Source organism: Pseudomonas sp. 10-1B (genome assembly GCF_000935045.1).
Taxonomy (GTDB): Bacteria; Pseudomonadota; Gammaproteobacteria; order Pseudomonadales; family Pseudomonadaceae; genus Aquipseudomonas.
The window spans coordinates 25,029-37,082 of record NZ_JYKS01000035.1 but is presented as its reverse complement, the minus strand read 5'-3'; the positions used below and the strand labels follow the sequence as shown (position 1 = coordinate 37,082).

At 62.5% G+C, this 12,054-nt stretch carries 9 protein-coding genes and 6 tRNA genes; 4 read left to right on the top strand and 11 right to left on the bottom strand.

Features of this window, described 5'->3' with window-relative positions; all coding sequences use genetic code 11:
• Window positions 1-27: 27 nt before the first annotated feature.
• The 6 genes from TZ03_RS19285 to gltX form a co-directional block, all read right to left on the bottom strand.
• Window positions 28-103 (bottom strand) — tRNA-Ala (locus TZ03_RS19285).
• A 63-nt stretch (window positions 104-166) separates the two neighbouring features.
• Window positions 167-242, bottom strand: a tRNA-Glu gene (locus TZ03_RS19280).
• Between the two features lie 42 nt (window positions 243-284).
• Window positions 285-360 (bottom strand) — tRNA-Ala (locus TZ03_RS19275).
• Between the two features lie 51 nt (window positions 361-411).
• Window positions 412-487: transfer RNA gene (locus TZ03_RS19270), tRNA-Glu, on the bottom strand.
• A 72-nt stretch (window positions 488-559) separates the two neighbouring features.
• A tRNA-Ala gene (locus tag TZ03_RS19265) sits at window positions 560-635 on the bottom strand.
• A 357-nt stretch (window positions 636-992) separates the two neighbouring features.
• Window positions 993-2,474 carry a glutamate--tRNA ligase gene (gltX, locus tag TZ03_RS19260; protein ID WP_051099780.1) on the bottom strand — a complete coding sequence of 494 codons (1,482 nt, stop codon included), beginning with the start codon at window positions 2,472-2,474 and terminating at the stop codon, window positions 993-995.
• A 143-nt stretch (window positions 2,475-2,617) separates the two neighbouring features.
• Between gltX and TZ03_RS19255 the strand changes: the two genes are divergently transcribed.
• Window positions 2,618-3,673, top strand: a complete 1,056-nt coding sequence (locus tag TZ03_RS19255) for an HlyD family secretion protein (protein ID WP_051099779.1) — start codon at window positions 2,618-2,620, stop codon at window positions 3,671-3,673.
• Between the two features lie 49 nt (window positions 3,674-3,722).
• A complete protein-coding gene (locus TZ03_RS19250; protein ID WP_177328490.1) occupies window positions 3,723-5,213 on the top strand; it encodes an MDR family MFS transporter in 1,491 nt (496 codons plus the stop codon).
• 199 nt (window positions 5,214-5,412) lie between these two features.
• Here TZ03_RS19250 and uvrB read toward each other — a convergent pair whose 3' ends face one another.
• On the bottom strand, window positions 5,413-7,428 hold the full coding sequence (uvrB, locus tag TZ03_RS19245) for an excinuclease ABC subunit UvrB (protein ID WP_051099777.1): 2,016 nt from the start codon (window positions 7,426-7,428) through the stop codon (window positions 5,413-5,415).
• A 287-nt stretch (window positions 7,429-7,715) separates the two neighbouring features.
• On the opposite strand from uvrB, the gene TZ03_RS19240 reads away from it, so the two are divergent.
• Window positions 7,716-8,912, top strand: a complete 1,197-nt coding sequence (locus tag TZ03_RS19240) for an amino acid aminotransferase (protein WP_051099776.1) — start codon at window positions 7,716-7,718, stop codon at window positions 8,910-8,912.
• A 62-nt stretch (window positions 8,913-8,974) separates the two neighbouring features.
• Window positions 8,975-9,050 (top strand) — tRNA-Asn (locus TZ03_RS19235).
• Window positions 9,051-9,121: 71 nt separating this feature from the next.
• On the opposite strand, the gene TZ03_RS19230 is transcribed toward TZ03_RS19235, so the two are convergent.
• The 4 genes from TZ03_RS19230 to TZ03_RS19215 all read right to left on the bottom strand — a co-directional run bounded on the left by TZ03_RS19230 (window position 9,122) and on the right by TZ03_RS19215 (window position 11,950).
• Window positions 9,122-9,523, bottom strand: coding sequence for a cupin domain-containing protein (locus tag TZ03_RS19230; RefSeq protein ID WP_051099775.1), 402 nt, complete (start codon window positions 9,521-9,523; stop codon window positions 9,122-9,124).
• Between the two features lie 215 nt (window positions 9,524-9,738).
• Entirely contained in the window at window positions 9,739-10,299 is a 561-nt protein-coding gene (locus tag TZ03_RS19225; protein WP_051099774.1) for a DUF1285 domain-containing protein, read from the bottom strand.
• 10 nt (window positions 10,300-10,309) lie between these two features.
• Window positions 10,310-10,915, bottom strand: coding sequence for a DUF4823 domain-containing protein (locus TZ03_RS19220; RefSeq protein ID WP_051099773.1), 606 nt, complete (start codon window positions 10,913-10,915; stop codon window positions 10,310-10,312).
• A 66-nt stretch (window positions 10,916-10,981) separates the two neighbouring features.
• On the bottom strand, window positions 10,982-11,950 hold the full coding sequence (locus TZ03_RS19215) for a GTP 3',8-cyclase MoaA (RefSeq protein WP_051099772.1): 969 nt from the start codon (window positions 11,948-11,950) through the stop codon (window positions 10,982-10,984).
• Window positions 11,951-12,054 lie beyond the last annotated feature (104 nt).

Here is a 12,054-nt window from a genome sequence, read left to right as displayed (position 1 = left end):
ATTCACTTGTGTGAACCCTGGCAGAAATGGTGGAGCTAAGCGGGATCGAACCGCTGACCTCCTGCATGCCATGCAGGCGCTCTCCCAGCTGAGCTATAGCCCCGAAAACAAAAGGCTCATCAGTAATCGACGAGCCTCTTTAAGCCCTGCAAAACGCAGGAAAAAGTGGCGTCCCCTAGGGGACTCGAACCCCTGTTACCGCCGTGAAAGGGCGGTGTCCTAGGCCACTAGACGAAGGGGACGTAACCTTCGTGCCGATCCGCTTGCGCGAACCGCGGCAAAATTGGTGGAGCTAAGCGGGATCGAACCGCTGACCTCCTGCATGCCATGCAGGCGCTCTCCCAGCTGAGCTATAGCCCCGGATTTCTAGCCTCGCGGCCCAGCGACACTGAAACATCGCTTGTGTGAAACTGGCGTCCCCTAGGGGACTCGAACCCCTGTTACCGCCGTGAAAGGGCGGTGTCCTAGGCCACTAGACGAAGGGGACGAACCTTCTTACCTTCAAGACCCGGTTGCTGGACCCGGTCTTGCTTATCAGCCTTGGCTGCTAAGCGGAATTTGGTGGAGCTAAGCGGGATCGAACCGCTGACCTCCTGCATGCCATGCAGGCGCTCTCCCAGCTGAGCTATAGCCCCACAATGTCGCTTTGAACCGAAGCGCTGGCTGGGTGCCTGGCGTTTCGTTTTCGTTCATCGCTGTGGACGGGGCGCATATTAAGATCGGATTGCAGGGCTGTCAAACGAAATTTTGAAAATATTCAAAAATTTTTTCACAGATAACAATCACTTACCGCCCTGCCCCGCAGAATCAAGCCACTTCGCCCTGTGGGAATGGTCTGTGGGCCTGTAGGAGCGGGCGTGCCCGCGAAACAGACGACGCGGTGGATGGCACCGGCTTTGCCGGTGTTCGCGGGCGTGCCCGCTCCCACAAAGATTGCGCAGGCTTTTTAGACAGTGCTCCCACAGGATTCCGCAGCGGCCTTCAGAACGCCGTCAGGCGATAGTGGCCAGCAGCTTTTCCCACTCTTTGTTTTCTTTCTTCGACACACCACCCAGCAGGTCCAAGGCCTGGCGCAAGCGGTAGCGGGTCAGGTCGGGGCCGAGGATTTCCATGGCATCGAGCACCGACACCGAGCTGGCCTGGCCAGTGATGGCAGCGAACATCAGCGGCATGGCGTCACGCAGCTTCAACTCCAGCGCCTCGACCACAGCCTGGATGCAAGCGGTGATGCGCTCTTTTTCCCACTGGCGCAGGCTTTCGAGCTTCCACAGGATCAACTGAATCACCTGGCGCACCTGGTCGGCCGACAGCTTCTTGCTTTCGAACAGCTTGGCGTCCAGCTTCAGCGCGCCTTCGAAGAAGAACCCGCCCAGCGGGGCAACCTGGCTGAAGGTTTCGACCCGGCCCTGGACGTGCGGGGCGATCTTCATCATGTAGTCGCTGTTGAACGCCCACTTCTGCAGGCGCGCGGCGAACTCCTCGACCGGCAGCTCGCGCAGCCACTGGCCGTTGAGCCAGGACAGCTTCTCGATGTCGAAGATCGGCCCACCCAGCGAGATACGCGACAGGTCGAAGTGCTCGACCATCTCGGCCAGGGAGAACTTCTCGCGCTCGTCCGGCATCGACCAGCCCATGCGGCCCAGGTAGTTGAGCATCGCCTCGGGCATGAAGCCCATGCGCTCGTAGAAGGTCACCGAGGTCGGGTTCTTGCGCTTGGACAGCTTGGACTTGTCCGGGTTACGCAGCAGCGGCATGTAGCACAGCTTGGGCTGCTCCCAGCCGAAGTATTCGTACAGCTTGATCAGCTTGGGCGCCGACGGCAGCCACTCTTCGCCACGCAGGACGTGGGTGATGCCCATCAGGTGGTCATCGACCACGTTGGCCAGGAAGTACGTCGGCAGGCCGTCGTTCTTCATCAGCACTTGCATGTCCATGCGGTCCCACGGGATCTCGACATCGCCACGCAGCATGTCCGGCACCACGCACACGCCTTCGCTCGGCACTTTCATGCGGATCACGTGTGGCTCGCCGGCGTCCAGGCGGCGCTGCACTTCCTCGGCACTCAGCAGCAGTGCGCGGCCGTCGTAGCGCGGGGTTTCGCCACGGGCCTGCTGCTCGGCGCGCATCTGCTCCAGCTCTTCGGCGGTGCAGAAGCAGTAGAAGGCATGGCCGGCGTCAACCAGTTGCTTGGCGTACCTGGCGTAGATCTCGCCACGCTCGCTTTGCCGGTACGGGCCGTGCGGGCCGCCGACGTCCGGGCCTTCGTTCCACTCGATGCCGAGCCAACGCAGGGCGTCGAAGATCTGCTGCTCCGACTCGCGCGTGGAGCGCAACTGGTCGGTGTCTTCGATGCGCAGGATGAACTCACCGCCGTGCTGCTTGGCAAAGCAGTAGTTGAACAGAGCGATGTAGGCAGTGCCGACATGGGGGTCGCCGGTAGGCGATGGCGCGATACGCGTGCGTACGGTGGTCATGGAGGGTCTCGAACGAAAGATGAAACAAAGGCGGGATGTTAGCAGGGAGCAGGCACTGGGCTCCAGCAATGGCGCGAACGTCACTTGTGAAGGAGCCGTCTGTCACTGTTAAATTTGCTTACATTTCTGGAACGATAGTCCTCATGCCTGCCCAACTCAAACGCCGCCTGGCGATCTTCTTCACTCTGGTGGCCATCATCGCCCTCGCCTTCCTGGCCCACTGGTACTTCAAGGGCCGCTTCTACGAAAGCACCGACAACGCCTACGTACAGGGCGAGATCACCCGTATCTCCAGCCAGCTCGGCGCACGCATCGACACGGTGCCGGTCGAAGACAACCAGCACGTCAACCAAGGCGACCTGCTGGTGCGCCTGGAAGTCGCCGACTTCGAGCTGGCGGCCGAGCGCGCCCGCGCGGCCTTGGCCACTCGCGAAGCCGAATACGCACAGGCACAAAGCCGTCTGACCCAGCAAGGCAGCCTGATCGCCGCCGGCCAGGCCCAGGTGGCGGCCAGCCAGGCCACCTTCGAGCGCTCGCGCCTGGACCTGAGCCGCGCCGAAAAGCTGCGCAAGCCAGGCTTCGTCTCGGAAGAACGGGTCACCACCCTATCGGCGGACAGCCATGTCGCCGGTTCCCAGGTCGACAAGGCTCGCGCCGACCTGCAAAGCCAGCGCCAGCAGGTCAACGCCCTGAACGCCGACCTCAAGCGCCTCGATGCGCAAATCGCCAATGCCCGGGCCGACCTGGCCCAGGCCGAACTGAACCTGACCCGCTGCGAGATTCGCGCCCCCATCAGCGGCACCATCGGCCAGCGCAACGCGCGTAATGGCCAAGTGGTGCAGGCCGGCGCCTACCTGCTGTCGATCGTGCCGGACGAAGACATCTGGGTGCAGGCCAACTTCAAGGAAACCCAGATCGGCCGCATGCAGCCCGGCCAGCGCGCCGAGCTGTTGTTCGACAGCTACCCGGACACCCCCATCGAAGGCCGGGTCGACAGCCTGTTCGCCGCCTCGGGTGCGCAGTTCAGCCTGCTGCCGCCCGACAACGCCACCGGCAACTTCACCAAGGTGGTGCAACGCATCCCGGTAAAACTCACCTTCCGTGCCGACAACCCGCTGCACGGGCGTATCCGCCCCGGCATGTCGGTCACCGCCACCGTCGACCTGCGCAGCGAAGACGAAGGCGACAATGGCCGGTGACCAACTGCTGCGGCCCACCGCGGAGCCGACCCGGCGTGACTGGATCGCGGTGATGAGCGTGATGCTCGGCGCCTTCATGGCGGTGCTGGACATCCAGATCACCAACTCGTCACTGAAGGACATCCAGGGCGCGCTGTCGGCCACCCTGGAAGAAGGTTCATGGATTTCCACCTCGTACCTGGTGGCGGAAATCATCATGATTCCGCTGACCGCCTGGCTGGTGCAGTTGCTTTCGGCGCGGCGCCTGGCGGTGTGGGTATCCGGCGGTTTCCTGCTGTCGTCGCTGCTGTGCTCGATGGCCTGGAACCTGGAAAGCATGATCCTGTTCCGCGCCCTGCAGGGCTTTACCGGCGGTGCACTGATCCCGCTGGCCTTCACCCTGACCCTGATCAAGCTGCCCGAGCACCACCGCGCCAAGGGCATGGCCATGTTCGCCATGACCGCCACCTTCGCGCCGTCCATCGGACCGACCCTGGGTGGCTGGCTGACCGAGAACTGGGGCTGGGAGTACATCTTCTACATCAACATCCCGCCCGGCCTGGTGATGATCGCCGGCCTGCTGTACGGCCTGGAGAAGAAAGAAGCGCATTGGGAGCTGCTGAAAAGCACCGATTACGCGGGGATTGTCACCCTCGGCCTGGGGCTGGGCTGCCTGCAGGTGTTTCTTGAAGAAGGCCACCGCAAGGACTGGCTGGAATCGCACCTGATCGTCGGCCTGGGCAGCATTGCCCTGGTCAGCCTGATCACCTTCGTCATCCTGCAGTTTTCCAAGCCACACCCACTGATCAACCTGCGCATCCTCGGTAACCGCAACTTCGGCCTGTCGAGCATCGCCAGCCTGGGCATGGGGGTGGGGCTGTACGGGTCGATCTACCTGTTGCCGCTGTACCTGGCGCAGGTGCAGGGCTACAACGCCTTGCAGATCGGCGAGGTGATCATGTGGATGGGCGTTCCACAGTTGTTCCTGATTCCGCTGGTGCCACAGCTGATGAAGGTAGTGTCGCCCAAGGTGCTGTGCGCACTAGGTTTCTGCCTGTTCGGTGCCGCCAGTTTCGGCTCGGGGGTGCTCAACCCGGACTTTGCCGGGCCGCAGTTCAACCATATCCAGATCATCCGTGCCCTCGGCCAGCCGATGATCATGGTGACCATTTCGCTGATTGCCACGGCGTTCATCCAACCGCAGGATGCGGGGTCGGCGTCGAGCCTGTTCAATATCCTGCGTAATCTGGGTGGGGCCATCGGTATCGCGTTGCTGGCCACCCTGCTGGATGCACGGACCAAGGTGTATTTCGATTACCTGAGGGAGTCGGTGGTGCCGAGCAACCCGCAGGTGGCGGAGCGGCTGGCACAACTGGCGGAGCGGCTGGGGAATGACAATGCGGCGCTGGGCAAGTTGAGCGAGATCACCCACCAGCAGGCGCTGATCATGGCGTACAACGATGCCTTCCACTTTGTCGGGATTGGTTTAGCGGTGAGCATGGTGGCAGTGTTGTTGACCCGCAAGCTGCCGGAGGGGTTGAAGGCTGGGGAGGCCCATTGAGCTTATTCAGAGGCTGCGCGGGCCCTGTGGGAGATCACACTGCCCTAGGGGCTGCGCTGTCGCGCAGAGAACTCAATTCGTAAGCGCGACGCGGCCTGTGTGGGAGCGGGCGCGCCCGCGAAACAGGCGACGCGGTGAATGGCACCGGCTTTGCCGGTGTTCGCGGGCGCGCCCGCTCCCACAGGACCGGCGTCAGACTTCAGCTGGTAATCAACCGCTCGCGCAACTGGGCAATCTCGTCGCGCAACTGCGCCGCCGCCTCGAACTCCAGGTCACGGGCGAACTGCATCATCTTCTCTTCCAACTGCTTGATGCGCTTGGTGATTTCGCCTGGCGTGCGCAGCTCGGCCTCGTAGCGGGCGCTCTCCTCCGCCGCCTTGGCCATGCCCTTGCGCTTCTTGCTGCGCGCACCGGGCACGGTGGCGCCTTCGAGGATGTCGGTAATGTCCTTGACCACGCCCTTGGGCACGATGCCGTGTGCCTGGTTGAAAGCGATCTGCTTCTCGCGACGGCGCTCGGTTTCGTCGATGGCCCGCTGCATGGAGCCGGTGACATTGTCGGCGTACAGAATCGCCCGACCATTGAGGTTACGCGCGGCACGGCCAATGGTCTGGATCAATGAACGCTCGGAACGCAGGAAGCCTTCCTTGTCGGCATCGAGGATCGCCACCAGCGATACCTCGGGCATGTCCAGGCCTTCACGCAACAAGTTGATACCCACCAGCACGTCGAAGGTACCCAGGCGCAGGTCGCGAATGATCTCCACCCGCTCCACGGTGTCGATGTCCGAGTGCAGGTAACGCACTCGCACGTCGTGGTCGGCCAGGTAGTCGGTAAGGTCCTCGGCCATGCGTTTGGTCAGCGTGGTGGCCAGCACTCGCTCGCCCTGCGCCACGCGCTTGCCGATTTCCGACAGCAGGTCGTCGACCTGGGTCAGTGCCGGGCGTACCTCGACCTGCGGGTCGACCAGGCCGGTCGGGCGCACCACCTGCTCCACCACGCGCCCAGCGTGCTCGGCCTCGTAAGGCCCCGGGGTGGCGGAAACGAAGATGGTCTGCGGGCTGACATCCTCCCATTCGTCGAAGCGCATGGGCCGGTTGTCCAGCGCCGAGGGCAAGCGGAAGCCATACTCGACCAGGGTTTCCTTGCGCGAGCGGTCGCCCTTGTACATGGCCCCGACCTGCGGAACGCTGACGTGGGATTCGTCGATCACCAGCAGTGCATCGGGTGGCAGGTAGTCGTACAGGGTGGGCGGCGGCGCCCCGGCCGGGCGCCCGGACAGGTAGCGCGAGTAGTTCTCGATGCCATTGCAGTAGCCCAGCTCCAGGATCATCTCCAGGTCGAAGCGGGTGCGCTGCTCCAGGCGCTGTGCCTCCACCAGCTTGTTGGCCTTGTGCAGGTACTCCAGGCGCTCCTTGAGCTCTTCCTTGATGCCCTCCACCGCCTCCAGAAGGGTTTCCCGCGGGGTGACGTAGTGGCTCTTGGGGTAGAAGGTGAAGCGCGGCAGCTTGCGAAAGACCTCACCGGTGAGCGGGTCGAACGCGGCGATGTTCTCCACCTCGTCATCGAACAGTTCGATGCGGATGGCCTCGAGGTCCGATTCGGCCGGGAAAATGTCGATCACGTCGCCGCGCACACGGAAGGTGGCGCGGGCAAAGTCCATCTCGTTACGGGTGTACTGCAGGTCGGCCAGGCGGCGCAGCAGCGCACGTTGGTCGAGCTTGTCGCCACGGTCGACGTGCAGGACCATCTTCAGGTAGGTCTCGGGGCTGCCCAGGCCGTAGATGCACGACACGGTGGTGACGATGATCGCGTCGCGCCGCTCCAGCAGTGCCTTGGTCGCCGACAGGCGCATCTGCTCGATGTGATCGTTGATCGAGGCGTCCTTCTCGATGAAGGTATCCGACGACGGCACGTAGGCTTCAGGCTGGTAGTAGTCGTAGTAGGAAACGAAGTACTCCACCGCGTTGTTGGGGAAGAACGCCTTGAATTCGCCGTACAGCTGCGCGGCCAGGGTCTTGTTCGGCGCCAGCACCAGTGTCGGGCGCTGCACCTGCTGGATGACGTTGGCGATGCTGAAGGTCTTGCCCGAGCCAGTCACGCCGAGCAGCGTCTGGTGCGACAGCCCCGCCTCGATACCTTCGACCATCTGGCGAATGGCCTCGGGCTGGTCGCCGGCCGGCTGGAAACGGGTGACGAGCTGGAACTCGGACATGTCGGACCTCGCGGTGTTGCAGCAACTGTAAATTTAGCCAGTAGTCTATACCCAAATGCGCCCGCCCGGGGGCGCTTTCAAGGCGTAGCTGTGAACGCGTGTAACGGTGGACCCGGTAATTAGACCAATGGTCGAAAAATATTTGCGCAAATAGCCGGAAAAGCGGCGCCAGGCTGTCGCGGTGACCGATCGGTATCACTATACTGACTCCCCGTTTGTGCACCGCTTCAGTGCATTCGGCTGGAGCGTGTACGTCCTATCACACTCCAATCAGAGCCAAGGTAACAATGAGCCTGTTTTCCGCTGTCGAGCTGGCACCCCGCGACCCTATTCTGGGCCTCAACGAAGCATTCAACGCCGACCCACGTACCGACAAGGTCAACCTGGGCGTAGGTGTGTACTGCAATGAGGAAGGCCGCATTCCGCTGCTGCGTGCCGTGATCGAAGCCGAGACCCAGCGTGCCGCCCAGCACGCCTCGCGCGGCTACCTGCCGATCGACGGCATCGCCACCTACGACCAGGCCGTGCAAAAGCTGCTGTTCGGCGCCGAGTCGCCACTGCTGGCCGCTGGCCGCGTGGTCACCGTGCAGGCCGTCGGCGGTACTGGCGCACTGAAGATCGGTGCCGACTTCCTCAAGCGTGTGTCGCCGAACGCCGTGGTTGCCATCAGCGACCCAAGCTGGGAAAACCACCGCGCGCTGTTCGAATCGGCCGGTTTCCCGGTGCAGAACTACCGCTACTACGACGCGCCGAGCAACGACGTCAACCGCGCCGGCATGCTCGAAGACCTGAACAACCTGCCATCCGGCTCGATCGTGGTACTGCACGCCTGCTGCCACAACCCGACCGGCGTCGACCTGAGCCTGGACGACTGGAAAAACGTCCTGGAAGTGGTCAAGGCCAAGGGCCATGTACCGTTCCTCGACATGGCCTACCAAGGCTTTGGCGACGGCATCGCCGAAGACGCCTTCGCCGTGCGCCTGTTCGCTGAGTCGGGCCTGGAGTTCTTCGTTTCCAGCTCGTTCTCCAAGTCATTCTCGCTGTACGGCGAGCGCGTTGGCGCGCTGTCGATCGTCACCGCTTCCAAGGACGAGAGCACCCGCGTGCTGTCGCAGGTAAAGCGTGTGATCCGCACCACCTACTCCAACCCGCCAACCCACGGCGCAACCATCGTTGCCACCGTGCTGAACAGCACCGAACTGCGCCAGATGTGGGAAACCGAGCTGGCCGAAATGCGCGAGCGCATCCACGGCATGCGCAAGCAAATGGTCGAGCTGCTGGCCCAGTACGGCGCCAACCGTGACTTCAGCTTCGTTGGCCGCCAGGTCGGCATGTTCTCCTACTCGGGCCTGACCGCTGAGCAGGTTGCCCGCCTGAAGAACGACTTCGGCATCTACGCCCTGGACACCGGCCGCATCGCCGTTGCCGCGCTGAACCAAAGCAACATCCACGTGGTCACCAAGGCTATTGTCGCAGTGCTGTAACTGCTTGATTTGTCAGGGGGTGGCTTGACTTCCCCCTGGCAAGCGGTAAGATACGCGCAGATTCCGCGATAGCTCAGTCGGTAGAGCAAATGACTGTTAATCATTGGGTCCCTGGTTCGAGTCCAGGTCGCGGAGCCAAACACTGAGAAAGCCCCCGGGTGCGCAAGCAACCGGGGGCTTTTTCGTTGCAGTGGGTTTATTGGCACAGTTTATTGGCCCAGCGGCTCGGTCACCGGCCTGCCCTCGTCCACCAGGCTCCAGACCAGCAGCTTGGCTGGCTGGGTCTTGCTGGCATTTCGCGACACGCCATGCACGGTACCTGGCGCTTCGTACCAGTATTCACCGGCCTTGTAGGTTTTCTCCGGCTCGTCGTTCAGCTTCGATACCACTGCCCCTTCCAGTACGTAGGCCATGACCGCGCCTGGGTGCTGGTGCGCGGGCGATGCTTCGCCGGGGGCGTAGCTGACGGTGAGCATGACGGCGGTTTTGCCGGGGGCGTTCGAAGGTTGTTGCTGCTGCAGCACCTTGACCTGGTCAGCGACATCGCCGTGGGCCCAGGCCGGAGTTTGGGCGGCGAGCAGGGCGAAGAGGATGATGGATAGGGGTTTCATGCGGGCTTCTCCTGGATGGCAATTGCCAGCAGGTTAGGCCCTGATTGGTCGAAGACAAATGGCCAATTCGAGGTAAAAACAGGGGGCCGATTTTGCCTGTGCCCGCCTCTTCGCGGGCTTGCCCGCTCCCACAGGTAACCCACAATGTTCAGCCCTGTGGCAGTCCTGTGGGAGCGGGCAAGCCCGCGAAGAGGCCGGCACTGACAGCAAAGCAATCAGCTACTACGCCCAATCGGGTAAAACTCACCCTGGCTCCACACCCCAAGCCATTCCTCCCCCTCGATCTCACGCGGCACGGCCAGCTCTACCAATTGGTAAAACACATTGCGATGAATCAGCGCCTCGAGATTGCTGCGCATCAGCACATACGGCGATGGCTCCTGAGTCACCGGGTCGATCACCACCCGCAGCGGGTTGGCCGGCCCGGCATCGACCTGGTCCTCGACATTGCTGGTAAAGCGCAGCAGCTGTTGCTCGCCCTCGTCCAGCACCTCCAGTGTCACGGCCACGAACGGCGCATCGTCGACCCGGATCCCGACCTTCTCGACCGGGGTAACCAGGAAGTAGTCATCACCATCACGCCGAATGATCGTGGAGAACAGCCGCACCATCGGCTTGCGCCCGATCGGCGTGCCCAGGTAGTACCAAGTGCCATCGCGGGCGATGCGCATGTCGATGTCACCACAGAAATCCGGGTTCCACAGATGCACCGGCGGCAGGCCCTTGGCCTTGGGGATCTGTGCCAGAAGGTCATTGGCCTTGCCGGAATCGCTCATCACGCTTGCCTCATCTGCTCATGCCCAGAAGGCTACGAGCGTACTCGCGCATCGGCGCAGCAAGCAAATCTCCCGGCGTGTTGTCGTGGAACGTCAACAAACCGCCACGGCTCTTGATGCGCACGGTATCGATCAGGTAGCGAGTGTTGGTTTCGATCAGCATCATCTGCACCACGCCGCTGTCCCAGCCCAGGCGATCGACCGCCTGCTCGTCATACCACTCGTCGCCATTGCCGATACGGTCGTCGGTACGGGCAAAGCGGGTGTACAGCACATAGTCGGCACCTACCGAACGCGCTTGCGCGATGGCCTCTTCCAGGCCAAGCGGGCCTTGGGCACGGCGCACCAACGGGAAATACTCGACAAAGCTCTTGAAGGCCTGCTCAGCCACCACGTTCTGCCGTGGCACTGGCCCCTTGCCCGGTGGCACGAACGCGCCCTGGCCGATGAAGATGAACGAGTCGGGCTGCAAGCGGATCGACAGGGTGCGACGGGTATCGCTGTGGTCCAACAGACCAGCATCGCTCATGTGATAGCGGACACCCTCGCCCATATCGCTGACATTCATGCAGCCGCCCAGCGCCATCAGCGCCAGCAGCAAGACCAGGCTACGCATTTTTCCTCCAGTGGCCGGCGACGAAAAACCGGCGAATAGCCGGCGGATGCAGCTTTTGCGCCAGCTTCAGCCACCGATCACCTTCATCACTGTCACGCCGCCGGAAAACGCCAGATCCTGCTTGTCGGCCAAGGCCTTGACCAGTAACCGTTGCAAGGCCGGGAGCGCTAGATGGCGCGGCTTTTCCAGCAGATCGCCGACGAAGTGGCGATTGCCCGACGACAGGCAGCCATGCAGCCAGCCAGTGGAAGACAGGCGCAGCCGCGAGCAGGTGCGGCAAAACGGGACGCTCTCGTTGGCGATAACGCCGAAATGGCCCTTGCCGGGAATGTGATAACGCAAGGCGGTGGCATCCAGCGGTGCATCGACCTGGATATAGGCGTGCTTGCCGCCAATCAGCGCGAGCAGTTGATCGAGGCCGACGAACTGCTGCAGGAAGGCGTTGTGGTCGCGGGCCAGGTGGCCCATGCGCATGAGTTCGATAAAGCGCAGCTCGAAGCCACGCGCAAGGCAGTAATCCAGCATCGGCAGCACCTGGTCGAGGTTCTGCCCGCGCATCGGCACCATGTTCACCTTTACCCGCATGCCCAGCGCGCTGGCCTGCTCCATACCCGCCAGCACGCTGGCCAGGTCGCCACCCCGGGCGATACGGCGAAAGGCCATGGGTTCGAGGGTGTCGAGGGAAACATTCAGACGGCGAATGCCGGCAGCTTGCAGTTGCGGCAACTTGCGCGACAGCAACTGGCCATTGGTGGTCAGCGAGATATCGTCGAGTTCGAGCTTGGCAACGGCGGCAAGGAAAGCATCCAGACGCGGGCTGATCAGCGGTTCCCCCCCGGTGATGCGCAAACGCTCGATGCCAGCGGCGTCGATCAGGTAGGCCACGCCACGCGCCAGGGCATCCGCCGACAGTTCGTCCTGCGCTGCCACCAGGCGCTTGCCGTCGGGTACGCAGTAGGTGCAGGCGTAATTGCAGGCAGCCGTCAGGCTGACGCGCAGGTTGCGAAAACGCCTGCCTTGACGATCGACGATCATGAATGACTCCGGCATGGATGATGAGGACTGGCAAAACCTGACTCATAAATCAGGTTTTTGCAAGCCCTATACACATTGCCGATGCCTGTAGCGCATTGCTTTTG

Excerpts from the sequence above, each read along its gene's own strand:
- gltX (WP_051099780.1), bottom strand. The coding sequence starts at position 2,474 with ATGACCACCGTACGCACGCGTATCGCGCCATCGCCTACCGGCGACCCC.
- TZ03_RS19220 (WP_051099773.1), bottom strand. The coding sequence starts at position 10,915 with ATGCGTAGCCTGGTCTTGCTGCTGGCGCTGATGGCGCTGGGCGGCTGC.
- TZ03_RS19240 (WP_051099776.1), top strand. The coding sequence starts at position 7,716 with ATGAGCCTGTTTTCCGCTGTCGAGCTGGCACCCCGCGACCCTATTCTG.
- TZ03_RS19230 (WP_051099775.1), bottom strand. The coding sequence starts at position 9,523 with ATGAAACCCCTATCCATCATCCTCTTCGCCCTGCTCGCCGCCCAAACT.
- TZ03_RS19255 (WP_051099779.1), top strand. The coding sequence starts at position 2,618 with ATGCCTGCCCAACTCAAACGCCGCCTGGCGATCTTCTTCACTCTGGTG.
- uvrB (WP_051099777.1), bottom strand. The coding sequence starts at position 7,428 with ATGTCCGAGTTCCAGCTCGTCACCCGTTTCCAGCCGGCCGGCGACCAG.
- TZ03_RS19215 (WP_051099772.1), bottom strand. The coding sequence starts at position 11,950 with ATGATCGTCGATCGTCAAGGCAGGCGTTTTCGCAACCTGCGCGTCAGC.
- TZ03_RS19225 (WP_051099774.1), bottom strand. The coding sequence starts at position 10,299 with ATGAGCGATTCCGGCAAGGCCAATGACCTTCTGGCACAGATCCCCAAG.